The sequence below is a fragment of the Cryobacterium sp. MLB-32 genome, from assembly GCF_000738085.1.
Classification (GTDB): Bacteria; Actinomycetota; Actinomycetes; order Actinomycetales; family Microbacteriaceae; genus Cryobacterium.
Genome location: NZ_JPRS01000042.1, coordinates 1 through 22,653, shown reverse-complemented (window position 1 = coordinate 22,653; position 22,653 = coordinate 1). Strand labels below are relative to the sequence as shown.

19 protein-coding genes and 1 pseudogene are annotated in these 22,653 nt (G+C 65.5%); 11 read left to right on the top strand and 9 right to left on the bottom strand.

Annotated elements, in window-relative coordinates:
- On the top strand, positions 1-261 hold a 261-nt coding region (locus JF66_RS24220; RefSeq protein ID WP_231556321.1), incomplete at its 5' end, for a hypothetical protein.
- A gap of 195 nt (positions 262-456) precedes the next feature.
- Positions 457-1,026: a recombinase family protein gene (locus JF66_RS06635; protein ID WP_035876387.1), complete on the top strand. Its 570-nt coding sequence runs from the start codon at positions 457-459 to the stop codon at positions 1,024-1,026.
- Positions 1,027-1,548: 522 nt separating this feature from the next.
- On the opposite strand, the gene JF66_RS06630 is transcribed toward JF66_RS06635, so the two are convergent.
- A complete protein-coding gene (locus tag JF66_RS06630; RefSeq protein WP_035876386.1) occupies positions 1,549-3,180 on the bottom strand; it encodes a recombinase family protein in 1,632 nt (543 codons plus the stop codon).
- Positions 3,181-3,201: 21 nt separating this feature from the next.
- Here JF66_RS06630 and ettA point away from each other — a divergent pair, with 21 nt between their 5' ends.
- Together ettA and JF66_RS06620 are read left to right on the top strand one after the other, a co-directional pair.
- Positions 3,202-4,884 carry an energy-dependent translational throttle protein EttA gene (gene ettA / locus JF66_RS06625; protein ID WP_035876385.1) on the top strand — a complete coding sequence of 561 codons (1,683 nt, stop codon included), beginning with the start codon at positions 3,202-3,204 and terminating at the stop codon, positions 4,882-4,884.
- A 19-nt stretch (positions 4,885-4,903) separates the two neighbouring features.
- Positions 4,904-5,374: a thioesterase family protein gene (locus tag JF66_RS06620; protein ID WP_231556320.1), complete on the top strand. Its 471-nt coding sequence runs from the start codon at positions 4,904-4,906 to the stop codon at positions 5,372-5,374.
- Positions 5,375-5,399: 25 nt separating this feature from the next.
- Here the strand turns inward: JF66_RS06620 and JF66_RS06615 are convergent, their stop codons facing one another.
- Both JF66_RS06615 and JF66_RS06610 read right to left on the bottom strand, forming a co-directional pair.
- Positions 5,400-5,825: a Rieske (2Fe-2S) protein gene (locus JF66_RS06615; RefSeq protein WP_035876383.1), complete on the bottom strand. Its 426-nt coding sequence runs from the start codon at positions 5,823-5,825 to the stop codon at positions 5,400-5,402.
- Between the two features lie 9 nt (positions 5,826-5,834).
- Positions 5,835-6,698 carry an acyl-CoA thioesterase II gene (locus JF66_RS06610; RefSeq protein ID WP_035876382.1) on the bottom strand — a complete coding sequence of 288 codons (864 nt, stop codon included), beginning with the start codon at positions 6,696-6,698 and terminating at the stop codon, positions 5,835-5,837.
- Between the two features lie 81 nt (positions 6,699-6,779).
- Between JF66_RS06610 and JF66_RS06605 the strand changes: the two genes are divergently transcribed.
- Positions 6,780-7,466, top strand: coding sequence for a hypothetical protein (locus JF66_RS06605; RefSeq protein WP_035876381.1), 687 nt, complete (start codon positions 6,780-6,782; stop codon positions 7,464-7,466).
- Here JF66_RS06605 and JF66_RS06600 read toward each other — a convergent pair.
- Entirely contained in the window at positions 7,454-9,046 is a 1,593-nt protein-coding gene (locus tag JF66_RS06600) for a PucR family transcriptional regulator (protein WP_051973222.1), read from the bottom strand. The two genes, JF66_RS06605 and JF66_RS06600, sit on opposite strands and share 13 nt — an antisense overlap.
- A 126-nt stretch (positions 9,047-9,172) precedes the next feature.
- On the opposite strand from JF66_RS06600, the gene gabT reads away from it, so the two are divergent.
- Genes gabT through JF66_RS06585 form a run of 3 tightly spaced genes read left to right on the top strand, consistent with a single transcriptional unit; the run spans position 9,173 to position 13,388 of the window.
- Complete coding sequence (gabT, locus tag JF66_RS06595) at positions 9,173-10,546, top strand: 4-aminobutyrate--2-oxoglutarate transaminase (RefSeq protein ID WP_035876380.1); 1,374 nt, start codon at positions 9,173-9,175, stop codon at positions 10,544-10,546.
- On the top strand, positions 10,543-12,027 hold the full coding sequence (locus tag JF66_RS06590; protein WP_081882194.1) for an NAD-dependent succinate-semialdehyde dehydrogenase: 1,485 nt from the start codon (positions 10,543-10,545) through the stop codon (positions 12,025-12,027). Before gabT ends, JF66_RS06590 begins: the two co-directional genes overlap by 4 nt.
- Complete coding sequence (locus tag JF66_RS06585; RefSeq protein WP_035876379.1) at positions 12,024-13,388, top strand: NAD(P)/FAD-dependent oxidoreductase; 1,365 nt, start codon at positions 12,024-12,026, stop codon at positions 13,386-13,388. The genes JF66_RS06590 and JF66_RS06585 overlap by 4 nt, the downstream gene beginning before the upstream one ends.
- 136 nt (positions 13,389-13,524) lie before the next feature.
- Here JF66_RS06585 and JF66_RS06580 read toward each other — a convergent pair whose 3' ends face one another.
- Positions 13,525-14,196, bottom strand: coding sequence for a TetR/AcrR family transcriptional regulator (locus JF66_RS06580; protein ID WP_035876378.1), 672 nt, complete (start codon positions 14,194-14,196; stop codon positions 13,525-13,527).
- Between the two features lie 70 nt (positions 14,197-14,266).
- Between JF66_RS06580 and JF66_RS06575 the strand changes: the two genes are divergently transcribed.
- Positions 14,267-14,923, top strand: a complete 657-nt coding sequence (locus JF66_RS06575; RefSeq protein WP_035876377.1) for a hypothetical protein — start codon at positions 14,267-14,269, stop codon at positions 14,921-14,923.
- Between the two features lie 64 nt (positions 14,924-14,987).
- Positions 14,988-16,838, top strand: coding sequence for a long-chain fatty acid--CoA ligase (locus JF66_RS06570; RefSeq protein WP_051973221.1), 1,851 nt, complete (start codon positions 14,988-14,990; stop codon positions 16,836-16,838).
- A gap of 31 nt (positions 16,839-16,869) precedes the next feature.
- Here the strand turns inward: JF66_RS06570 and JF66_RS06565 are convergent, their stop codons facing one another.
- The 3 genes and pseudogenes from JF66_RS06565 to pepN form a co-directional block, all read right to left on the bottom strand.
- Entirely contained in the window at positions 16,870-17,304 is a 435-nt protein-coding gene (locus JF66_RS06565) for a globin (RefSeq protein ID WP_081882193.1), read from the bottom strand.
- Positions 17,297-18,496 (bottom strand): mechanosensitive ion channel family protein, encoded by a 1,200-nt coding sequence (locus tag JF66_RS06560; protein WP_081882192.1) that lies wholly within the window; start codon positions 18,494-18,496, stop codon positions 17,297-17,299. The genes JF66_RS06565 and JF66_RS06560 overlap by 8 nt, the downstream gene beginning before the upstream one ends.
- A 120-nt stretch (positions 18,497-18,616) precedes the next feature.
- Positions 18,617-21,164 (bottom strand): annotated as a pseudogene (gene pepN, locus JF66_RS06555) (aminopeptidase N).
- Between the two features lie 87 nt (positions 21,165-21,251).
- On the opposite strand from pepN, the gene JF66_RS06550 reads away from it, so the two are divergent.
- Positions 21,252-22,265, top strand: a complete 1,014-nt coding sequence (locus JF66_RS06550) for a DUF2332 domain-containing protein (RefSeq protein ID WP_035876376.1) — start codon at positions 21,252-21,254, stop codon at positions 22,263-22,265.
- Positions 22,266-22,376: 111 nt separating this feature from the next.
- On the opposite strand, the gene JF66_RS22150 is transcribed toward JF66_RS06550, so the two are convergent.
- Positions 22,377-22,653 (bottom strand): HNH endonuclease (locus JF66_RS22150; RefSeq protein WP_197059345.1); only part of this gene is annotated, 277 nt, incomplete at its 5' end.

The following is a 22,653-nucleotide window of genomic DNA, read 5'->3' as shown; positions in this document are numbered from 1 at the left end:
TCGGTCGCATTAGGGGAACGCATCGCGCGTGTTTTTTCACTTCTCGGCTTCGAGTCGAAACATGAGGGTCAACTGCGCTCGCCACATCGCAATGTGCGCGCAGATATTGTCGTCAATCGCGAAGGTGCTCAGCAGAGCATCGTCTGTCTGGAGCTGAAGGCATTCTCCACGGACGGCACTCGACCGTCGTCTATTCGCGACGCCATTCGCGGGACCTTGCGAAAGTATGCACAGTTCGCGGGTTTCATAGAAGGTGACTAGTAAGTGACCTGGAGACAGGGCGCAGCGGTCAGAGCTGAACCGACAGGACAGCCACTGTCCGATACCTAGGTATCGGACAGTGGCTTGAAAAGGCGTGCGGCGCTCGCCGAAGGGGCCTTATTCTGTCGCAGAAGCATGTCCGAAAGGGCACTGTCCGAATTTCGCGAGTGCGCCGAATTGTGACACGCTTGCGATATGACGAACACGACCGGACGGGTGCACGGCTACGTGCGAGTCTCGACAGCGAAGCAGACCGTAGACCAGCAGCTCGACGCCCTCATCGCGGCCGGGGTTCCGGAAGAGTTCATCTTCGGTGACGTCCGGAGCGGCGCAGAGTGGGACCGTCCCGGTCTGCTCGAGTTGAAACGGCATCTCCGCCCCGGCGACACGCTGGTGGTCGTAGCTCTCGACCGGCTTGGTCGCTCCCTCTCGGACATGGTCGCGTTACTCGGCTGGATCCAAAAAAACGGAATAATCCTCCGCAGTCTGCGCGAGAATTTGGACTTCGCGACGCCGACGGGCGCGATGATGGCCGCAATCTTCTCAGCAATGGCGGAATATGAGCGAGCACTTATCCTGGAGCGCGCCGACGCCGCTCGGGAGGCAGCTCGCGCTCGCGGTCGCCAGGTAGGCCGACCGAAATCTATGACGCCGGAAAACCGGCACAAGGCCCGCGACCTTCTTGACGCCGGGTGGAGTCGCGTGAGGGTGGCCGCGGACCTCGGCGTCTCCCGAGCGACCCTCTACAGGGAAATCCCAGCCTGATCACTCCCCGGCGCACGAGCGGCTCGCTCAATCTGTGGCGGCGCATGAGACCGCCGGAGTGGGTGAGGAGGTGGCGGCGCTCGCCGATGCATCGAAGGTGCAGCTAAGCGAGGACCCCGGTACGCCTCACGGTCGACAAGGTGACGAAGTGACGGTTCTTACGTCACTTCCCTATTCTTTAGAAGAGAGAGCTCTTTATACCGGAATAGGGAAGTGACGCAACTTTCGTCACTTCGTCACTTCCGCTGGCGCGAGCGGCCAGTCCGGCGCCGGTCGGGGCCTGACGTGCTGGAGGCCGCAGGCGGCCCGTAGGCGAGTTAGGTGCGCATTTATCCAGTCCGACGCACATTACCTCGTTGGCTGTCTATGGTGCCACTGAGGCCATTTCAAATGGGTATTAGGGCGAACGGGGTGCCGACGCGGCGTGGATCGGGTGTGTGAGGTCGACGGAGTCCAGGGGAGCGTTTGCACGCTCCAGTCACGCGGAGGCGCCGGAGGGGCCAGGCCTCGCGCGTAGGGCGGTCATGCGACCGGGAGGTAGTAGTCGGGGCTCTCCTCCACACTCGGCTTTACAACGTACTTGACTCGCTCGGGAGCGCTGAAGGGGTAAACCGCTACATGGTCGTAGGCAGCGGCCAGGTAGCCGCGCCGGGCCCCGTCGTCGACGGCTTCGGCGTAGACCTCGCCCCAGGTCTTGCCTAGGTCGACGCGCTCGATTTTGGTCGTTGGTGCGACCGCACGGAGTGCGGCGAGGCTCGCGATCAGCGCTGTACGCTGCGCCATAAGTGCCGGGACATCTGCGTCGGCGTCGGTCAGCTTCTGGACCGTTGCGGTGAGCTGTTGGGTTAGCAACGTGATCGCCTCGCCGACCTCGGGCGCCCCCTTGAGCTCGACAATTGCCACGGCAGGAAGAGAGCCGAAGCGGGCGAGGTATTCGGCGGTAACGGTCTCCTCCAGAATGGGCGCCGTGATTTTCAGGCCCGTACAGTCGAGGCCCTTGGACGGGCCAGCACATCGGTAGTAGCTGTAGCCCTTGGAGCTCACGACGTACATAGGCGCCGCGCACCGACCGCAGAACGCGAGCCCACTCAGAAGCCGGGCCGCACGTCGCTTGCGCTGCTGGCCGCGCCCCAGATTGCCCGCGAACCGCTCACGAATGGCGAGGGCGGTCTCAAGGTCGAGTACAGGCTCGAACGCCTGTAGCGGAAGGCCGGTAGCCGGGTCGAGTATTGGCTCGCCGTACCTGGCGAGGTGGCGCTCCTCGGCGGTGGAAGGCTGCTTGTCATCGGTGAGGAGCCCGTCGTCGTCGGTCGCTAGCGCGAGGTGCGTGGTCTTGTGGCTGATGCGGCCTAGAAGGTGCTCGCTCGCCCAGACCTGAGACACGCGAGAGGATGACCAAATGCCGGTCGCGAGCGGCTCGCCGGTTGCGGCGTCCACGGTTGGCTCACCTTTGAGAATCGCGAGGCGGTGGGCGCTGCGGGGCATTGGCACACGGCGACTCGTCAACTCGCGAGCGAGCGCGCTCGCCGAGGCGCCGGAGACGAGCCGGTCGGCAACCTCCCGGATTACCTGGGCCTCGTCATGGTCCACGACGAAACGGCGACCGGGCCGTCCGTCAGCGAACGCCGCAGAGCGGTATCCGAACGGCGCGGGTCCGTTGCCGGGGTTGCGCCCCTGGCGCCGCATTCGCTCGATTGAGGCTGTGCGCCGCGAGACCATTCGTTCCCGTTCCTTCTGGGCAATGTCGGCAGCGAACGCGACGCGGATTTCCCATCCTTCCTGATCCGAGCGGATCCCCTCGCGGGCCGCGAAGAATAGCGGCTCGGGACTCTTGCCCCGCTTGGCGGCGCGCTTGCGGGCGTCGATAGCCTTGATTACGTCGGCGCTGTCGGAGATTCCCATACGGCTCCACCGGTCGTACGCGTACACTGCGAGCACGTCAGCCTCGTTGTTGCGGAGCATGTCTAGGGCGCCGATGGCGTTCTCGCGCTGCTTGCCCCCGGACTTACCGTTATCCTCGAAAGTAGCGACGATCTGCCAGCCCTCGCGCTCGGCAAGTGCATAGAGGTCCGCGTTTTGGCCTTCTATGGACGTGGAAACGGCGCTCTCTCGCGAGAGGCGAACGTACAGTACGGCGCGGGGTTTCGTAGTCATACCAATAGTTTAGGAATAGAATTGGCCGAATTTATTTACTCAATGGTCCGCGCTCGAAAGGCGATCGGAGAGAAGCTGATTCTCGACGACGTCACCATGTCGTTCTTCCCCGGCGCCAAGATTGGCGTGGTGGGACCGAACGGTGCCGGAAAATCCACCATCCTCAAGATCATGGCGGGCCTCGATACCCCCAGCAACGGAGAAGCCCGGCTCTCTCCCGGATACAGCGTCGGGATCCTGATGCAGGAGCCCCAGCTCGACGAGACCAAGACCGTTCTGGAGAACGTTCAGGAAGGCGTCGGTCCGATCAAGGACAAGGTCGACCGCTTCAACGAGATCAGCGTTGCGCTCGGTGAGCCCGATGCCGATTTCGACAGCCTGCTCGAAGAGATGGGTCACCTGCAGGAGGCCATCGACGCCGCCGACGCGTGGGACCTCGATTCCCAGCTGGAGCAGGCCATGGATGCCCTCCGCACTCCGCCGGGGGACTTCTCCGTCGCCAACCTCTCCGGTGGAGAGAAGCGCCGCGTGGCGCTGTGCAAGCTCCTGCTGCAGAAGCCTGACCTGCTGCTGCTCGACGAACCGACTAACCACCTCGACGCCGAGAGCGTGCTGTGGCTCGAGCAGCACCTCGCCAAGTACCCGGGCGCCGTGCTGGCGGTGACACACGACCGGTACTTCCTCGACCACGTTGCCGAGTGGATCGCCGAGATCGACCGCGGCCACCTGTACCCCTACGAGGGCAACTACTCGACCTATCTCGAGAAGAAGCAGGAACGACTCCTGGTTCAGGGCAAGAAAGACGCCAAGCTGTCTCGTCGCCTCGCCGACGAACTCGAGTGGGTGCGTTCCAACGCCAAGGGGCGCCAGGTCAAGTCGAAGGCGCGTCTGGCCCGTTACGAAGAGATGGCCGCCGCCGCGGAGAGCACGCGCAAGCTCGACTTCGAAGAGATTCAGATCCCGGTCGGACCGAGGCTCGGAGCCCAGGTCATCGACGCGAAGAAGCTCCAGAAGGGGTTCGACGGCCGCGTGCTCATCGACAACCTGAGCTTCACCCTGCCGCGAAACGGCATCGTGGGAATCATCGGCCCCAACGGTGTGGGTAAGACCACCCTGTTCAAGACCATCGTTGGTCTGGAGCCGCTCGACAGTGGTGAACTGAAGATCGGCGACACGGTCAACATTTCGTATGTTGACCAGGACCGCGGCGGAATCGACCCGAACAAGACCCTCTGGGAGGTCGTTTCGGACGGGCAGGACTACATCCAGGTCGGTAAGACTGAGATCCCCTCGCGAGCCTACGTGTCGACATTCGGCTTCAAGGGCCCGGACCAGCAGAAGAAGGCCGGTGTGCTCTCCGGTGGTGAGCGCAACCGTCTCAACCTCGCCCTGACACTCAAGCAGGGCGGCAACCTGCTGCTGCTCGATGAGCCCACAAACGACCTTGACGTCGAAACCCTCGGCTCGCTCGAGAACGCGTTGCTGGAATTTCCGGGCTGCGCCGTGGTCATCACACACGACCGGTGGTTCCTCGACCGCGTTGCCACGCACATCCTGTCCTATGAGGGAACGGACGAGGACCCGTCCAACTGGTATTGGTTCGAGGGAAACTTCGAGTCCTACGAGCAGAACAAGATCGAGCGGCTCGGTCCGGATGCGGCCAAGCCGCACCGTTCCGCCTACCGCAAGCTCACGCGCGACTAGGACTGGTTCGCCGGTGAAAATGCACGTACCGATTCGGCTGCGCTGGTCGGACCTGGATGCGTACGGTCACGTCAACAACGCGGAGATGCTGCGCCTTCTGGAGGAGGCCCGCATCATTGCCTTCTGGGTGAACGACGACACAGGTTCGACCGCGGTCGGCGCGAGCACGGCCGTGCTGGACGGCCGTCCGGGTGCGGCAACGCTCACGCTGATCGGCCGCCAGGAGATCGAATACCTGGCGCCGATCCCGTACCTCCGTGACCCGATCGACGTACGGCTCTGGATCGGCAAACTGGGCGGCGCGAGCCTCGACGTCTGTTACGAAGTCTGGAGTCCGGCGGGTATCGGCGAAGCAAAGCTCTACGCGCGCGCCAACACCACCATCGTGCTCGTGGATGCAGAAACCGAGCGCCCGAGGCGTATCAACGATGTCGAGCGTGCGGCGTGGACCCCGTATCTCGACGATCCGATCGCCTTCGCCCGTCGCTGAGGGGCTGTCGCCCCGCAAGCCTGGGTTAGGCCGACATAACCGACGCGCCGTTCACGGTCACGGCGACGGCCGGCAGGGCACTTGTGGCGGGGCCCTCCAGCACGCCCCCGGTCGAGGCATCGAAGCGTGACCCGTGGCAGGGGCAGTTGAGCTCCTTATCCTTCGGAGCCACGATGCAGCCCTGGTGCGGGCAGACCGCACTGAATGCCTTCACCGTGCCGGATTCAGGCTGTGACAGTACGATCTGCTTGCCGTTGACCATGACAACGATCGAACCGCCGACGGGAATATCCGAGAGCGTCGCGATCTCGGTGGGAGTGTCGTTCGCCACTGCATTCCCCGACCGAGGACCGGTACTGCACCCCACCAGAGCCACGGTGGCGGCCGCCGCAGCACCAGCGCCTCCCCAGACGATCACGGAACGGCGACTGAGATTGCGCGCAGGGGTCATACGGACTTCCTACTCCTCGTTGCTGGGAACTCGGAGCATGCCCTCCTGAGCAACGGTGGCGAGCAGCACGCCCTCCCGACTGAAGATGCTCCCGGTTGCCAGGCCGCGCCCGCCCTGAGCGGAGGGCGAATCCTGAACGTAGAGCACCCATTCGTCCACCCGGCCAAACCGGTGCCACCACATGGCGTGGTCGAGACTTGCCACCTTGAGGCCGGGAGTGGACCACGGTGTGCCGTGCCGGCGAAGGATCGGCTCCATGATCGAGTAATCGCTCGCGTACGCGAGCGCCGCCCGGTGCAGATCGGGGTCATCGGGCAGTTTTCCGAAGGTCTTCATCCACACGGCTTGTCGAGAGGTGTGTTCACCCTTGACGTTCAGGTAGATGGGGGATGGCACGTGACGCATATCGAACGGACGCTCGCTGGCCCAGTACCGAGCAACGGAGTGGTCGATGTGGGACAGGGCGTCCGATGCCGTGGGGAGAGACTCCGGATCCGGAATGTCGGTCGGCATCTCGATGTGGTGTTCGAGGCCTTCGTCCTCGTCCTGGAAAGACGCGATCATCGACAGGATCGGCAGCCCGTTCTGGTAGCACTGCGTGCGCCGTGTGGAGAACGACCGTCCGTCGTGGATGCGTTCGACGGAGAAGGTGATCGGGTGGTTCACATCTCCGGGCCGCAGAAAATACCCGTGCATCGAGTGCACGTGGCGATCGTCCGGAACGGTGCGCATGGCGGCTACAAGCGACTGTGCCAGGACTTGCCCACCGAAGACGCGGCCGAGCGGCATCCACTGCGACGGGCCGGTGAAGATGTCTTCGTTCGTGCGAGCGCCGGTGTCCGTGAGGTCAAGCGCGGCCAGTAGGCCTTCCATGGGCTGGTGCAAGGGGGCCTCCTCAGGCATGCGCCGCGAGGCGGTGGTGGGTGAAGACTGTCCTTGCTAGTTTAGGAGTAGATGAGCCAGCACATACTTCTCCCGGATTCCCAGTCCCTCGACGACCTCCAGGTCTTTCTCTCCCGCGCCCTGCGCGTTGAAGACGGTTCCGTTCGCCTGATCAGAGCCGATTCGGTGCTGATGGTCTACACGGCCGTGCTTCACCCCAAGGGTCTGCTCGACTCGAGCGCGACTGTGCTCGGCTTGCGCACCTACGCGCTGGGTGTGTCAGCTGACGGGGGAGACGCACCCCTCGACGTGGTCGTGACGGTGCGGTCCCTGCTCGACCGGGTTGCCCGGCTGTCCTCCACCATCGTCGACCGCACCCTGCCGGTCGTGGTGCCCGTGCCGATTGAGACGGGTCGGGCCGCCTGGGCCGGAATTTCTCCGCCGAAGAGCGGCTGGCTCGCGCAGGGCGACGCGGATGCCGCGGATCTTGCCGCCGCCGCCAAGGCGGGAATCGACGAAGTGGCGTCGGCAATTCCGACCGGAACGGGAGAGCAGATCGTGCGCAGGGTGCGCTCCGAGGTGTGGGGGCGTCCGGTCGCTGGGGCAGAGCTCGTGCCGGCGGGGGCTGCTTTTGCCGCGTTCAGCCTGGGCTTTCTCGCGGAGACGGAACGCGTGCGCCTGTTCGGTGTTGGGTCCTGGACTCGTCTGAGTACGAGTCGTGGACACGTTCTCGTGCGACGTCAGACCTATCTGGGTTGAGGCCCGGCGGCCAGCAGCGCCGCCCAGACGTCGGCCCGCGCCGGAAACGACGAGAGATCTCGCCCGAGAAGCTGTTCGGCCTGGCCGACGTGGCTGCGCATGGTGTGCCGATGTATGCCCAGCACCGTCGCGGCCGCAGCGTATTCCGCGTTGTGCTCGAGCCAGACCCGCAGGGTGCCCAGCAGGTCGGTGCCGTGGAGGGAATCGTGGCGGGTGATCGGCGCGAGCATCGCACGTCCCACCTCTTGGGCATCCGTTCGGGCGAGAAATGCGAGCACGCCGTGCCGCGAGATGACCTCGAATTCCACAATTCCGGGCGGCCCCTCGATCGATCGATCCAGGGCGCGGAGGGCCTGACCGAGCGCCGACGGGAGAGCGCTGTACTCTGTGGCGTCGGAGAGCCCCACGCGCACGCCGAAGTTCTCAACGAGTTCGGCGAGCACGGGGACGCCGGTGCGATCGAGGCACAGCGACAATCGACCGTCGTGGAGGGCGAAGAACAACCGGCCGGGCTGTTCCTCGGCCCGGATTTCCAGAAAGTCCGTGATCGCGTCCTGGCGCTCCTCGGGAGCGTCGACGACAGCAACGCGCACGGGCCCCCGAGGGAGCGGTCCCCACATCTCGGCCGAGATGCGGGCTACGAGATCGGTATTGCCGCCGAGGAGGCTGTGCCAGAGGCCCGATCGAAGGTGGCCGCGCGCGCGGTCGAGGGCGTTGTTCTGTTCGAGGGCTAGCCCCGCGAGCGCGATCACGCTCGTGACGACGCCCTGACCGGCCTGGTCCAGCTGGCTGGCCCCACCCAGAGCGAGAACTCCGCGGAGCTGGTCGCGTCGGCCGAGGGTCTGCAGGGTCAGGGTCTCGCCGCCGATCGGCACGGTGACGCTCGACCGCTGGCCGCGGCGCAGCATCGTTGCGGCCTCCGCGGCGACGAGGGTGAAGGACGCGGCGGATGCGCGTGCGAAGGCATCGCGGGGGAAGACGCGGGTTAGGGCGCCGCTCGCGTCGAACAGCGCGACCCAGTGGTTGAGCTGGCGGGAGAGTTCGCTCAGCGTGGCGCTCAGGCCATCGGGGCGGAGGGCGGCCAGCGAGATCGCTCGTTGGGCGCTCAGGGCCCAGGTGTTGCGGGCATACCGGTCCTCGGCAATCATGTCTCCGGCGGCGCGCGCCACGGCGATGAAGGGCGTGGCGTAGGGTACTTCCACGAGTGGGAGGCCTTCGTCGAGGCACGCTGAGACGAGCGCTTCGGGTGTGCCGTCCCGAATGACTTCCGTGCCGAATCCCAGGCCGGCGAGCCCGTGGGCGCGCAGCCGGTGCGCATACTCCCGGTAGGCCGCATCCGTGGTCGCCTCCGAGGCGAACTGGGTACCGGTCGTGAGCAGCACCTGGCCGGCGGAGAGGAACGGGGTCGGGTCGAGCAGGTCCGAGCTGTGCACCCACTCCACGACGCGGTCGGCGGTACCGGGAGGCAATCGATCCTCCGGTGTGAGCAGCCGCAGTCCCAGATCGGATTGGTCGAGCAAGCGGCGCAGGGTAGGGAGCACGGAAGGACTCTCCTCGGACGGACGCGAGTTATACGTCATGGCGGTTATTTGTGGTTCGACTATACGTCACGGCACGGACTCGCGGTCGCCGGACCGCTTAACCTGAGCGCATTGGCGTGGTGGCCGACAGGGCCACGCGTTGCCGGTTTACCGATAGGAGCAGCCATGACGACCGTTGACCTTCCCCGAGTCTCCGTGACCGACGCACCGTTGGGTGGCCCGTCCCTGCCCCAGGAACGTCGTCTCGTGACCGCCATTCCGGGGCCGAAGTCCCAGGCGCTGAGTGCCCGCAAGACCGCGGCCGTCTCGGCTGGGGTGGGCGTGGCACTTCCCGCCTACATCGTTGCCGCCGGTGGCGGAGTGCTCATCGACGCCGATGACAACTCTCTGATCGACCTAGGGTCCGGTATCGCCGTCACGGGCGTGGGCAACAGCGCCCCCCGTGTTGTGGCGGCCGTGGCCGCTCAGCTCGCTCAATTCACGCACACCTGTTTCACCGTGTCGCCCTACGACTCCTACATCGAGGTGGCCGAGGCGCTCAACCGGCTGACGCCTGGGGACCACCTGAAGCGGACAGCACTGTTCAATTCGGGCGCGGAAGCGGTGGAAAACGCCGTGAAGTTCGCCCGCTCCTTCACGGGAAAGCAGGCCGTCGTCGCCTTCGACCACGCGTACCATGGCCGCACGACGCTGACCATGGCCCTGACGGCCAAGAACGTGCCCTACAAGGACGGGTTCGGCCCGTTCGCGCCCGAGGTCTACCGGGCGCCGATGTCCTACCCCCTCCGCGACGGAGGCCTGAATGGCGTTGAAGCGGCGAAACGAGCCATCCTGCAGGTGGAGAAGCAGGTCGGCGCGGGCAATATGGCCGCCATGATCCTTGAGCCCATCCAGGGCGAGGGCGGATTCATCGTTCCCGCTCCCGGCTTCCTGCCGACCCTGCTGGAATGGTGTCACGCCAACAACGTCGTCTTCATCGCCGACGAGGTGCAGACCGGCTTCGCTCGCACCGGGGATATGTTCGCCAGCAACCATGAAGGCATCGTGCCCGACCTGATCGTGCTCGCCAAGGGAATCGCCGGCGGGCTCCCGCTGTCCGCGGTCACGGGACGCGCGGACATCATGGATGCCCCGAAGCCCGGCGGAATCGGTGGAACCTACGGCGGCAACCCGCTGGCCTGCGCCGCCGCGCTCGCCACGATCGAAAGCTACGAGAGCGACAATCTCGTGAACCGTGCCCGGGAGATCGGCGCGATCATGACGGAGCGCCTCGGCGCCCTTCAACAGGCCGACGCTCGCATCGGCGAGGTGCGCGGCCGTGGCGCCCTGATGGCCATTGAAATCGTCGACCCCGCCACGGGCGAACCCGACGCGCTGCTCACCGGCCGGGTGGCGGCCGCCGCGCACGCCCAGGGCGTCATCGTGCTGACCTGCGGTACCTACGGCAACGTCATCCGCTTCCTGCCGCCCCTCAGCATCCCCGACCACCTGCTGTTCGAAGGCCTCCAGGTCGTCGCCGACGCGCTCGGCGCACTGTGATCGACCTGGCGACCTTCACCGCCCAGGAGGCCGAACTGCTGGCCCGAGTGCCCTCGGGACTCTATATCAACGGTGTCTGGGAGCAGGGGAGCGGCGCTCTTCTCGACGTGACCGACCCCGCCACCGGCGACATGCTCGCCCGGATTGCCGATGCCGCCCCCGAGGACGGAATGCGGGCCCTCGACGCGGCCGTTGCCGCCGCTGAGAAGTGGGCGGCCACGCCTGCCCGGGTGCGTGGCGAGATCCTGCGACGCGCCTTCGACCTGCTGCAGGAACGCCGGGACGACTTCGCCCTGCTGATGACGCTCGAAATGGGCAAGCCGCTCGCTGAAGCCAATGGGGAGGTCACGTACGGCGGGGAGTTCCTGCGCTGGTTCAGCGAGGAAGCGGTGCGCATCTCTGGCCGTTACGGGCCGACGCCGGAAGGGACCGGAACGATGGTCGTCACGCAGCGCCCCGTTGGACCATGCTTCCTGATCACTCCCTGGAACTTTCCCCTCGCCATGGCCACGCGGAAGATCGCTCCGGCGCTCGCCGCGGGGTGCACGGTCGTGGTCAAACCGGCCGAGCTCACCCCGCTCACTACTCTGCTCTTTGTGCAGCTGCTCGAAGACGCCGGCCTGCCGGCGGGAGTCGTCAATGTCATCACCACGTCTTCTTCGCAGGCTGTGGCCGCACCGATCATCGCAGACCCGCGCCTGCGCAAGCTGAGCTTCACCGGCTCAACCGCGGTCGGTCGTACGCTCATCGCCCAGTCTGCCGAGGGAGTGCTGCGTACCTCCATGGAATTGGGCGGCAACGCACCCTTCCTGGTCTTTGCCGACGCCGACCTCGACCTCGCCGTCGAGGGCGCCATGCTCGCGAAGTTCCGCAACATGGGGCAGGCCTGCACCGCGGCCAACCGCTTCATCGTGCAGGAGTCCGTCGCGGAGGAATTCGCCCAGCGCCTCACGGACCGGGTGTCGGCGCTGCGCGTGGGCCGCGGAACCGAGGCGGGCGTGAACATCGGACCGCTCATCAATGACCGGGCGGTGTCCAACACGCAGGCACTGGTGCAGGATGCCCTCGACAAGGGTGCGGTGCTTCGAGTTGGCGGCGGGCGACCCGATGGCCCCGGTTCGTTCTTCAAACCGACCGTTCTCAGCAACCTGAGCCCGAACAGCGCCCTGCTCAGCCAGGAGATTTTCGGGCCGGTGCTGGGGATCATCAGCTTCACCGACGAGGCCGAGGCGATTCGGATGGCCAACGCGACCGAGTACGGACTCATCAGCTATGTGTTCACACAAGACCTCAAGCGCGGCCAGCGTATGATCGACCAGCTGGACACCGGAATGATGGGGCTCAACACAGGCCTGGTGTCCAACGCGGCTGCTCCTTTCGGCGGCGTCAAGCAGTCGGGTCTGGGCCGTGAAGGCGGGCTCGAAGGCATCCATGAATACCTGTCCACTAAGTACACGCTCATCCCACAGGAGAAATCATGACCAAGATCGAACGCGACGTCGTCATCATCGGCGCCGGCGCATCCGGACTCACCGCGGCAAGCGATCTCGTGAAGGCCGGACTCACGGTGGCCGTGCTCGAGGCGCGGGACCGGGTGGGGGGCCGACTCTGGACCGACACCATCGACGGGGCCATGCTCGAAATCGGCGGCCAGTGGGTCTCGCCCGATCAGACTGCACTGAAGGCCACCCTCGAGGAACTCGGACTCGAGACGTACCCGCGCTACCGGGCGGGCAAGAGCGTCTACGTGAACAAGGCCGGGACCGTCACACGCTTCGAGGGTGAGATCTTCCCGGTGCCCGCAGCGACGGAGCTGGCCATCGTGACGCTCATCGACAAACTCGACGTTCTCGTCGCAGAAATCGACCCCGACCGTCCGTGGGCGCATCCTCGTGCCCAGGAACTCGACGCGATCTCCTTCAGCGCCTGGCTCGAGGCAGAGACAGACGACCAGGAGGCCCGCGACAACATCGGCATGTTCATCGCCGGTGCCATGCTGACCAAGCCCGCTCACGCCTTTTCCACGCTACAGGCCCTGCACATGGCGGCAAGCGCGGGATCCTTCAGCAACCTCGTAGACGCCGACTTCATCCTCGATGAGCGAGTCGTGGGCGGTCTGCAGCAGGTGCCCCTGCTGCTCGCGGAGCGCCTGGGAGCGGACGTCCACCTCGGGCAGGCCGTGCGCAGCCTCCGCTGGAACGAAGACGGCGTTGTGGCCGTCACTGACGAGCTCGAGGTTCACGCCCGGTCCGTGATTGTCGCCGTTCCCCCCGTGCTGATCAGTCGCATCGGCTTCGAGCCGCCCCTGCCGCGTCGCCAGCACCAGCTGCACCAGCACCTGTCCATGGGCTTCGTCATCAAGGTGCACGCCGTCTACGAGACGCCGTTCTGGCGCGAAGACGACCTGTCAGGAACGGCTTTCAGCCCGTACGAGCTCGTGCACGAGGCATACGATAACACCAACTTCGACGACGAGCGGGGAACCCTCGTCGGGTTCGTATCCGACGAGAACGCGGACGGGGTTTTCGCCCTCTCGGTCGAAGACCGCAGGAAGCGCGTGCTGGAATCCCTCTCGCACTATTACGGCGAGCAGGCGCTCAATCCGGTCGTCTATTACGAGAGTGACTGGGGCACCGAGGAGTGGACCCGCGGTGCCTACGCCGCGAGCTTCGACCTCGGCGGGCTCGCCCGCTACGGTTCCGACCTGCGCACCCCGGTGGGGCCGATCTCCTTCGCCTGCAGCGATATGGCCGGCAAGGGTTTTCAGCACGTCGACGGCGCCATTCGCGTCGGCCACGAAACGGCCGCGGCGCTCGTGGCTCAGACCGCGTCGCTGAGCTAGATCAACGACAGCCTCGCCGGGTACGTCGGCCGGACACACAGGGCGCCGCCGCGCCGTCCGTGAACAGACGGCTCGGCGGCGCTGCCGGCGCAGGTATGACCTGGCGTCTCGGTGGTGCGACGGGCTTGGTTGGGTCTTAGCGCGTGAGGGCCAGGAGTCGGGCGGTCCACACCGACATCACGGGAAGTAGGCCGAGCAGATCGGGCGTGGTCGACTGGTCAAGGGCATCCGAGACCAGGTCGCGCACGGCGTAGACGCCCCCAATGTGATCGCTGAGGGGGGCAGGCGGAGTGTCGCTGATCGCAGCCTGCGCGTCGCGGATGAGGGTGGCGAGGCGGGTAGTGCCGTCGCGTCGGCATTTCCTGGCGGCGGCACCGAGAGATTCGAATTCGACGTGGAATGCGCGGGCCGCAACGAGGTCGAGCTGCAGAGTGCTGAGGTAGGCCTCGAGGAAGCTGTCCACGCTCGCCGCTTCAGTGTGGGCCGGAACCACGGCGGCGGCAAGACGAGCAAGGAGTACCTCGATGAAGCGCTCGTACGCCGAGAACACGCAGGAGTCCTTGTCGTCGAAGGCGGCATAGAACGCGGCCCGGGAGACGCGGGCTCGGGCGGTAATCTCGCGTACGCCGACACCGCCATAGCCGTGGGCGGCGAGCAGCTCGGTCGCGGCGATCATGAGGCGTTCCCGGTGGATGGCCAGTACCTCGTCGCGGCTCAGGTCGTGACGGCCGCGGCTGAGTACGGGCGGAATCGTGAAGAAGACGCCGTCGGTAATGCTGACCGGCGTCGGGTCGATGCGCTCGCTCATAGGATCATGCTATTTGACCTCTTTCGATAAAAGCAACTAATGTTTCTTTAAACGAGAAAGGTCTCAGTCGATGGAGAATAAGACCACACCGCAACGCGACGGGGCGCGTCATCGCCTCACGCTTGCCGGGCGCATTGCACTGGCCGATGGCGCGGGTGTGACTCCGCAGCTGATAGCCGACGTCTGCGAGCAGGCGGGAATTCACCCGAGATCGTTTCGGCTGCTGTATGCCAGCGACGATGCATTTCTCGATGCCGTGCAGGAGAGCGTGGCGCTCGAGTGCGCAGAACGGCTTCGTTCGAGTTTCGGTGAGATCCGGGGACTGGATGATGCGCAGATATTGCGGGCCGCCGCGGTCGTTCTCGCCCGGTCACGTCCGATCGACCGCGGAGCCGTCATCATTCGGGCGGAGCGTCGACTGCGGGCGTTGCGGTCACCGAACGAGGCAGGTGCGCTGCTGGCCGCGGAGCACCGGCAACTCGATGCCCTGAGTGCGGTCGTGGCGGAGCTGATCGGTCAATTGGGCCGGGATGCGTCCTGGCCGACCTCGCTGGCCGCTCGGATCATCATCGAGACCTACGAGCGCTCGTTCGAGGCGTGGGTATTCGGCGGCGGTGACGAACGTGACTTCCACACCTCGTCGTACGTCACCCGGACTCTCCCCACGTTGTTGGGCCGTATGACGTCTCCGACGGTGAGAACGTCCCCGGTCGCGGCAGCGGCCTGAGACCGCCCTCATTCTTCACTACCCCGGCCCCAACTGGGCCGCCATATCGAACAACGGAGTTCATGTGCATCAGCTCGACAATCCTGCCGTCACGACGGCGACCCCCACCGCGAACGCCAGCGATCTGCTGCTGGAGCGCGTCGCCGCGACGCCCGACGTGGCGCTGTTCTCCCGCGCCGTGGAATCCGGGAGAGTGGATATTACGGCGGCGGATTTTCTGGTGGAGGTGAAAAGTCTGGCCAAAGGATTTATCGCGGCCGGACTTGAGCCCGGGCAACGCGTCGGACTGCTCGCCCGTACCCGCTACGAGTGGAGCCTGATCGACTTCGCGGCCTGGTTTGCCGGGGTTGTACTCGTCCCGGTCTATGAAACGTCCTCGCCGTTCCAGATCCGCTGGAACCTGGGCGACTCCGGGGCGGTTGCCGTGATCGTTGAGGACGCCGCGCTGCGCGCCAGAGTCGGGGACGTGCTGCCGGACCTGCCGCTGGTCGAACGGGTCTGGACGATCGACGACGGCGATCTTGACCTGCTCACCGCGCAGGGCACCGCCATCGACGATGGTCAACTCGAACGTCGACGACGCCTGGCGAACGAAGACGATATCGCCACGATCATCTATACCTCGGGCACCACAGGCACCCCCAAGGGCTGCGTCCTGACCCACGGCAACTTTGTCGAGTTGTGCCGCAACACGGCCGACGCGATCCCGGAGGTGTTGGCTCCCGGCGCATCCACGCTGCTCTTTCTCCCGCTGGCCCACGTGTTCGCTCGCTTCATCGCGGTCGTGAGTGTGTATAGCGGGGTGAGGATCGCCCACCAAGGAGACACGAACAAGCTGATCGAAACGCTCGGGGAATTCAAACCGACCTTTCTCCTCGCCGTCCCACGCGTGTTCGAAAAGCTCTACAACTCAAGCGAGCAACGTGCCGAAGCGGCCGGGCGCGGAAAACTGTTCCGGCAGGCTGCGGAAGCGGCGATCGCCCATTCGAAGGCTCGCGACCGGGGCCACGTGCCGCTCGGGCTCCGTCTGCGTTTCGCGGTGCTCGACCGACTCGTGCTCTCCAGGCTGCGAACCGCGCTCGGTGGGAACATGCAGTTCGCCGTGTCCGGAGGTGGCCCCCTCGGGGAGCGACTCGGACATTTCTACCGAAGTCTCGGTGTCAGCATTCTCGAAGGGTACGGGCTGACGGAGACGACAGCACCGGCAACGGTGTGTCGGCCCGGATCGGTCACGATCGGCACGGTCGGACCACCGCTGCCCGGGGTCTCAGTGCGCATCGCTGATGACGGCGAAGTCGAGATCGCCGGTGTGAACGTGTTCACCGGGTACTGGCGCAACGCCGACGCCACTGCTTCCGCTGTCGCCGACGGATGGCTCCGAACGGGAGATCTGGGCCGATTCGACGAGAACGGCAACCTGATCATCACGGGGCGTAAGAAGGAGATCATCGTCACCGCGGGCGGCAAGAATGTGGCCCCGGCCGCTCTTGAGGATCCGATCAGGGGCAACCCGATCGTGGCGCAGGCCGTGGTCGTCGGGGATCGCCGGCCCTTTATTGCGGCGCTCGTGACGCTCGATGCCGAAATGCTGCCGGCATGGCTTCGGCACAACGGACTGGACCCGGAAATGGGGCGGGATGCGGCCGCAGCGCACCCGGCCGTCATAGCCGAAGTGCAGCGGGCGATCGATCACGGCAATTCGCACGTCTCACGAGCGGAGTCGATTCGCAGCTTCGTCATCCTGCCAACCGAGTTCACCGAAGCGAGCGGGCATCTCACGCCGAAGCTCTCCATGAAACGCTCGGTGATCCTCGAGGACTTCGCGCGCGAGATCGAGCTTCTCTATGCGGGGACCCCGGGCCACCTCGACGCCGCGCCCGAGCGCGAGCCGACGTTGTCGAAGACCACCGCCTGATCGCGAGGGGCGGCAGCCACCCGTGTGGGCACTACTCGTCGAAGGTGTTGACCATCGCGAACGCGGCGCGTTCGAGATAGTCCCACAGTGTCTCGCGCTGCAGGGGCGGCAGCTCGGCCAAGTCCACGGCCTCGCGCATGTGCCCGAGCCAACGGTCTCGTGCGTCGGGGTTCACCTTGAACGGCTGGTGGCGCTGGCGCAAGCGTGGGTGACCGCGTTGCTCGCTGTAGGTTCCGGGTCCACCCCAGAATTGCTCCAGGAACATCACCAGCCGGTGCTCGGCCGGTCCGAGATCCTCTTCGGGATACATCGGCTTGAGCACCGGGTCGGTGGCGACCCCGCGGTAGAAGTCGTGAACGAGTTTCTCGAAGAAGGCCTTGCCGCCGACCTCGTCGTAGAACGTGCGGATGGCCGCCGGCCCGTTCTCGCCGTCGCGGAGGTGAACACCTGCTGCGTCGTTAGTCATCGTGGGACTCCTGGCTTCGTGTTTCGGGATCCGGCGCCGTGTGCGCGGTGGGGATCGTTTTGGCGGACGCTTTCGCCGGCGGTTTCGGTACGGGCTGGGTGAGGGGTTTCTCAGCCGTCGTCGTGGTTCGTGACTTGCGCGGGGCTCTCGGCGCCCGCTTGACGGGCACCGGGGCGGTGCGCACATCGGCGACCGCGTCCGGAACGGAGGCAGCGGCAGCCTCGGCGGCGTCGACCGTGTCGACCTCCGGCGCGATCGAAGATTCTATGGCTCCGTCCGATCCGGTCATGATCACGCTGTTGAGCGGCGTCAGCGAGACTCCTACGCCGTCGAGGGCCTTCTTCATATGCAGGCGCAGGTCGCGGGCGAAGTCCCATTTGACTGCGACGCGGGTCTTCACCACCAGGCGGGTCACGAGAGCCTCGGCCGAAATGGACTCGAGGCCCCAGATTTCCGGCTTCTCCAGAATAAACGCGCGCCACTTGCGGCTCGAAGCCAGCGCGTTCGCCACGCGCAGCAGCTCGGCCTGAACGGCCTCCACGTCGGAGGAATACGGAATGGCGAGGTCGATGATGACGCGGGCCCAGCCCTGCGACATATTGCCCACCCGCAGGATCTCACCGTTGCGCACGAACCAGAGCGTGCCGTCCACGTCACGCACCTGGGTGATCCGGATTCCCACCGTCTCAACCACACCGGATGCGAATCCCACGTCAACGATGTCGCCCACGCCGATCTGGTCCTCCACGACCATGAACAGTCCGTTCAGGATGTCCTTGACGATGTTCTGGGCACCGAAACCAAGGCCGGCGCCGATGGCGGCGGTGAGGAGGGCGAATGAGCCAAGAATGTTTTGATTGATGACGTTGACGATGAGCAGGATTGTCGTGATCAGAAGAAACACATTGACGATGTTGGTGAGAACCGAGCCAAGGGTTCGTGACCTCTGCACGACTCTCACGGCCGCCAGCGGCGACACGTTGAGGGCCTGGGTGTCTTCGACCTTCTGCGTTTTCTTGACGCCGGAGACGATCTGCCGCACGACCCGGTCGATGACGAAGGTGAGGATCCAGCGCGCGATCAGAGCCACGATGATGATGCCCACGATGTGCAGGGCATTCATCCAGAAATCGATCCAGCCTTTGGTCGTGAAAAAGGCGGCCACGTCGGTCCAGAAGGTATCCCAGTTCATAGTTGTTCCAGTCTACGCAGACGCACCCTCCACAAAGCCTGAGGCCCCCGCGGCAGCTCCGGGGGCCCCGCGGCAGCTCCGGGGGAGCGGTCACGAGGGCCTCAGGCCTGTTCCGCGGTGCTACTGGGCGTCGCGCGCCTGTACCGCGAGGGAACGCTCCACGCCCGCAAGGTTCTCCACCACGAGGCGGCGCAGGGCAGCCGGTTCGGCGTTTGCGTCCAACCACGCGCGGGTCGCGTCAGCGAGCGCCTGACTGTTGAGCGGTGCGGGGTACAGTCCGATCACGAGCTTCTCGCCGATCGAGAAGCTGCGTGCTTCCCAGACCGACTGCAGCATGTCGAAGTACTTCGCCTGGAACGGCGCGAGCAGGCTCGCGTCGTTCACGCGCAGGAAGCCGGCCGACGTGGTGCGCACGATGGTCGTGGCGGCCGTGTCAACCTCGATCAGGGACGACCAGGCGGCCTCCTTGGCTTTCGGGGTGGGAACGGCCGCACGAGCGAGGGCCGCCGACTGGGCGCCTGTCGCGGTGTTGTCGTTGGTGAGTGCCTCATCGATCTCGGCGGTTGCCGCGCGGCCACCGGCGACGAGCGCGGTGAGCAGCTCCCACGCCAGATCGGTGTCGACCGTCAGGCCCTCGAGTGTCGTCGTGCCGGAACGCAGACCGGCAATCGAGTCCAGGTGTGCCGGTGTTTGTGCGACCGACGCGAAGAACTTCACGAACTGGAACTGGGCGTCGCTGCCGGCGGTGGCGCCCTGGGCGAGTGCCCACAGTGCATCCGCGACCTCCGTCACCACGGCGGCGCGGTGCGGCTCGGCCACGTAGTACGACGCGGTGAGTACCACCTGGCCGAGCACGGTGCGCAGGGTGGTTGACTCGGTTTCGGTGGCCACGTTGTTCAGCACGAGGCGCACGAAGTCGCGGGCGCTGGTCTCGGCGTCGCGAGTGGCGTCCCAGACCGAGCCCCACACGATTGCCCGGGCGAGCGGGCTGTCGATGGCGGACAGGTGCTCCAGAGCAACGGCCTGTGAGGCCTGATCGAGGCGGACCTTCGCGTACGTGAGATCGTCATCGTTGAGCAGAACGAGGTCGGGACGTGCCTGGCCGACGAGCTCGGCAACATCCGTTCGCGCGCCGTCGACATCGAGCTCGACGCGGTGCGTGCGCACGAGCTTGCCGGCTGGGTCGAGGTTGTAGAAGCCGATGGCGAGGCGGTGCGGTCGAATGGTGGGGGTAGTCGGCGGCCGCGGTCTGCAGCACGGCAAACCCGGTGATGGTGCCCGCGTCATCGACCGTGATCTCGGGGCGCAGGGTGTTCACGCCGGCGGTCTCGAGCCAGAGTCCGGCCCAGCCGCTGAGGTCGCGACCGCTCGCTGCTTCGAGTTCCACAAGCAGATCGCGCAGCTCGGTGTTGCCCCACTGGTGCTTCTGGAAGTACGAGGCGACTCCGGTGAAGAAGGCGTCGATGCCCACCCAGGCGGCGAGCTGCTTGAGCACGGATCCGCCCTTGGCGTAGGTGATGCCGTCAAAGTTCACGAGCACGTCGTCGAGGTCGCGGATGGTGGCGACGACGGGGTGCGTGGAAGGCAGCTGATCCTGCTTGTAGGCCCAGCTCTTCTCCATGACGGCGAACGTGGTCCAGGCCTCGGTCCACTCGGTGGCCTCGGCGGTGGCGATGGTGGACGCCCACTCGGCGAAGCTCTCGTTGAGCCACAGGTCGTTCCACCAGGTCATGGTGACCAGGTCGCCGAACCACATGTGTGCAAGTTCGTGCAGGATGGTGACGACGCGACGTTCCTTGATGGCGTCGGTCACCTTGGACCGGAAGATGTACGTCTCGGTGAACGTGACCGCGCCGGCGTTTTCCATGGCGCCGGCGTTGAACTCGGGCACGAACATCTGGTCGTACTTGTCGAATGGGTACGGGTAGCCGAACTTCTCTTCAAAGTACGCGAAGCCCTGTACGGTCTTCTCGAAGATGTAGTCGGCGTCCAGATATTGGGACAGGCTCTTCCGGCTGAACAGTCCGAGCGGGATGATGCGGCCGTCACTGGAGGTGAGCTCGCTGCGTGTCACGGCGTACGGTCCGGCGACCAGCGCCGTGATGTAGCTCGAAATCGTGTGTGTCGGCTCGAACGCCCACGTCTTGCTGCCGTTGCCGGCGTCAGTCGGCTCCGGGGTCGTGGAGTTGGAGATGACCTGCCAGGCGCCGGGAGCAGTGACCGTGAACCTGAAGGTGGCCTTCAGGTCGGGCTGCTCGAACACGGCGAACACGCGACGAGAATCCGGCACCTCGAACTGGCTGTACAGGTACACCTCGTTGTCGACGGGGTCGACGAAGCGGTGCAGGCCTTCGCCGGTGTTCGTGTAGACCGCGTCGGCCACAACCGTGAGCTCGTTCTCGGCAGCGAGATCGGCGAGCTGAATACGGATGCCGTCGCTCACGACGGCGGGGTCGAGCGCCACTCCATTGAGGTTCACGCTGTGCACCGAGCGGGTGATCGAGTCGATGAATGTCGAGGTGCCGGCAGTCGCGGCGAACTTCACGGTCGTGGTGCTCGCGAAGAGTTCCGGGCCGGTAGTGAGGTCGAGGGTCACGTCATAGCTGTGAACGGTGACGAGCGCTGCGCGCTCCTGAGCCTCGACGCGGGTGAGGTTTTCTCCTGGCAACAGGTTCTCCATTTCGGTTTCACGATTGTGAGGCGCTCGTGGCGCCATTGCACAAACAACCAGACTAACCGTGATTAGTCTGGTGCCATGAGACGGAGCACCGATCCGAAAGCATCGACGTCAGAGCGTTACCGGCAGTTTGCGGAGGTGGAAGCCACGGGAATGAGCGCCTGCTACGAGGCGTGGGCCCGCGCGGTCGCACAAGATCCGGCCGTCATCGCCCTGATCGACCGGCTGCCGGCGCCGAAGCGACAGCCCAACCTCGTTTTCAGTGCCGCCCGATATTGCGGTGCAGAGGTGGGGGAGTACCGGCCCTTTGCCGAGTGGCTTCACGAGAACTGGTCACGCGTCGACACGGTCTGCCGCTCGCACGCAACCCAGACCAATGAGGCGGGGCGCTGCGCTGTGCTGCTTCCGGCCCTCGGGACGCTGACGGGGCCCATCGCGCTCATCGAGGTGGGCGCATCCGCTGGCCTCTGCCTGCATCCCGACAGGTACAGCTACCGCTACGTCGATCCTGCGGGCGGTGTGAGACGGATGCTGCACCCCGCCACGGGGCCGAGCCCCGTGGTTCTCGACTGCGTCGCGTCGGGTACCGTGCCGCTGCCCGATGATCTGCCCGAGGTGGTGTGGCGGGCCGGTATCGACCTGAATCCGCTCGACGTGACCAGGCAGGACGACGTGGACTGGCTGACGGCCCTGATCTGGCCGGAACACGCCGACCGGCGAGAACGCCTGCTCGCTGCCGTCGCGGTGGCGCGGCAGGAGCCGGTGAGGATCGTTCGCGGTGACCTGAACGAACAGGTGACCGCGCTCGTGGCCCAGGCACCCGCCGGCTCGACCGTCGTTGTCTTTCATACCGCCGTTCTTCTCTACCTCGACGAGGACGAACGTGCTCGCTTCGCGGATACCATGGCAAGTCTGCCCGCGCGCTGGCTGTCCAACGAGGGGCAGGGGTTGGTGCCAGGGGTGCTTGAACGCCTCGCAGAGCCGCCCCGCTCGAGCTCAGATTTCGTGCTGGCGTTGGATGGAGTGCCGGTGGCGTTCACGCAACCGCACGGCCGCAGCATCCACTGGCTCACGACGTCGGCCGAGTCGTGAGTTGCTGTGATGTTTGTCGGGCTGTTCGCGTTCTGCAATCAGGCTGGGCCTGAGGGCCTGAGGGCCTGAGGAGATCTATCCGCCGCTCGAGCCGACACGCACACGCGGTATCTAACTCTTATAGTGCGGGCCGTCGTGGCCTTTCGGTGTCGGTACCGGTGGGCGTCCGCCGCGTCGGGGAGTTCTCTTCGGGTCGACGGTAGCGGGCGGGATGAAGTAGACCACGTTGTCTGTGACGACGATGTCCCAGCCTTCGCGATGAATCCTGTGATGGCAAGCACTGCACAGCATCAAAATGTTCGATTGATTCGTCGGCCCGTCCTGCGATTTGTACCAAATGATGTGATGGCCTTCGGCGTAGCTCGGCGGCCGGTTACATCCGGCGGTG

Coding starts and splice junctions, on each gene's coding strand:
- JF66_RS06575 (WP_035876377.1), top strand. CDS start 14,267: ATGGAGAATAAGACCACACCGCAACGCGACGGGGCGCGTCATCGCCTC.
- JF66_RS06560 (WP_081882192.1), bottom strand. CDS start 18,496: ATGAACTGGGATACCTTCTGGACCGACGTGGCCGCCTTTTTCACGACC.
- JF66_RS06565 (WP_081882193.1), bottom strand. CDS start 17,304: ATGACTAACGACGCAGCAGGTGTTCACCTCCGCGACGGCGAGAACGGG.
- JF66_RS06630 (WP_035876386.1), bottom strand. CDS start 3,180: ATGACTACGAAACCCCGCGCCGTACTGTACGTTCGCCTCTCGCGAGAG.
- JF66_RS06605 (WP_035876381.1), top strand. CDS start 6,780: ATGAGCCAGCACATACTTCTCCCGGATTCCCAGTCCCTCGACGACCTC.
- JF66_RS06550 (WP_035876376.1), top strand. CDS start 21,252: ATGAGACGGAGCACCGATCCGAAAGCATCGACGTCAGAGCGTTACCGG.
- JF66_RS06610 (WP_035876382.1), bottom strand. CDS start 6,698: ATGGAAGGCCTACTGGCCGCGCTTGACCTCACGGACACCGGCGCTCGC.
- JF66_RS06600 (WP_051973222.1), bottom strand. CDS start 9,046: ATGACGTATAACTCGCGTCCGTCCGAGGAGAGTCCTTCCGTGCTCCCT.
- JF66_RS06615 (WP_035876383.1), bottom strand. CDS start 5,825: ATGACCCCTGCGCGCAATCTCAGTCGCCGTTCCGTGATCGTCTGGGGA.
- JF66_RS06635 (WP_035876387.1), top strand. CDS start 457: ATGACGAACACGACCGGACGGGTGCACGGCTACGTGCGAGTCTCGACA.
- JF66_RS06620 (WP_231556320.1), top strand. CDS start 4,904: ATGCACGTACCGATTCGGCTGCGCTGGTCGGACCTGGATGCGTACGGT.
- JF66_RS06580 (WP_035876378.1), bottom strand. CDS start 14,196: ATGAGCGAGCGCATCGACCCGACGCCGGTCAGCATTACCGACGGCGTC.
- JF66_RS06585 (WP_035876379.1), top strand. CDS start 12,024: ATGACCAAGATCGAACGCGACGTCGTCATCATCGGCGCCGGCGCATCC.
- gabT (WP_035876380.1), top strand. CDS start 9,173: ATGACGACCGTTGACCTTCCCCGAGTCTCCGTGACCGACGCACCGTTG.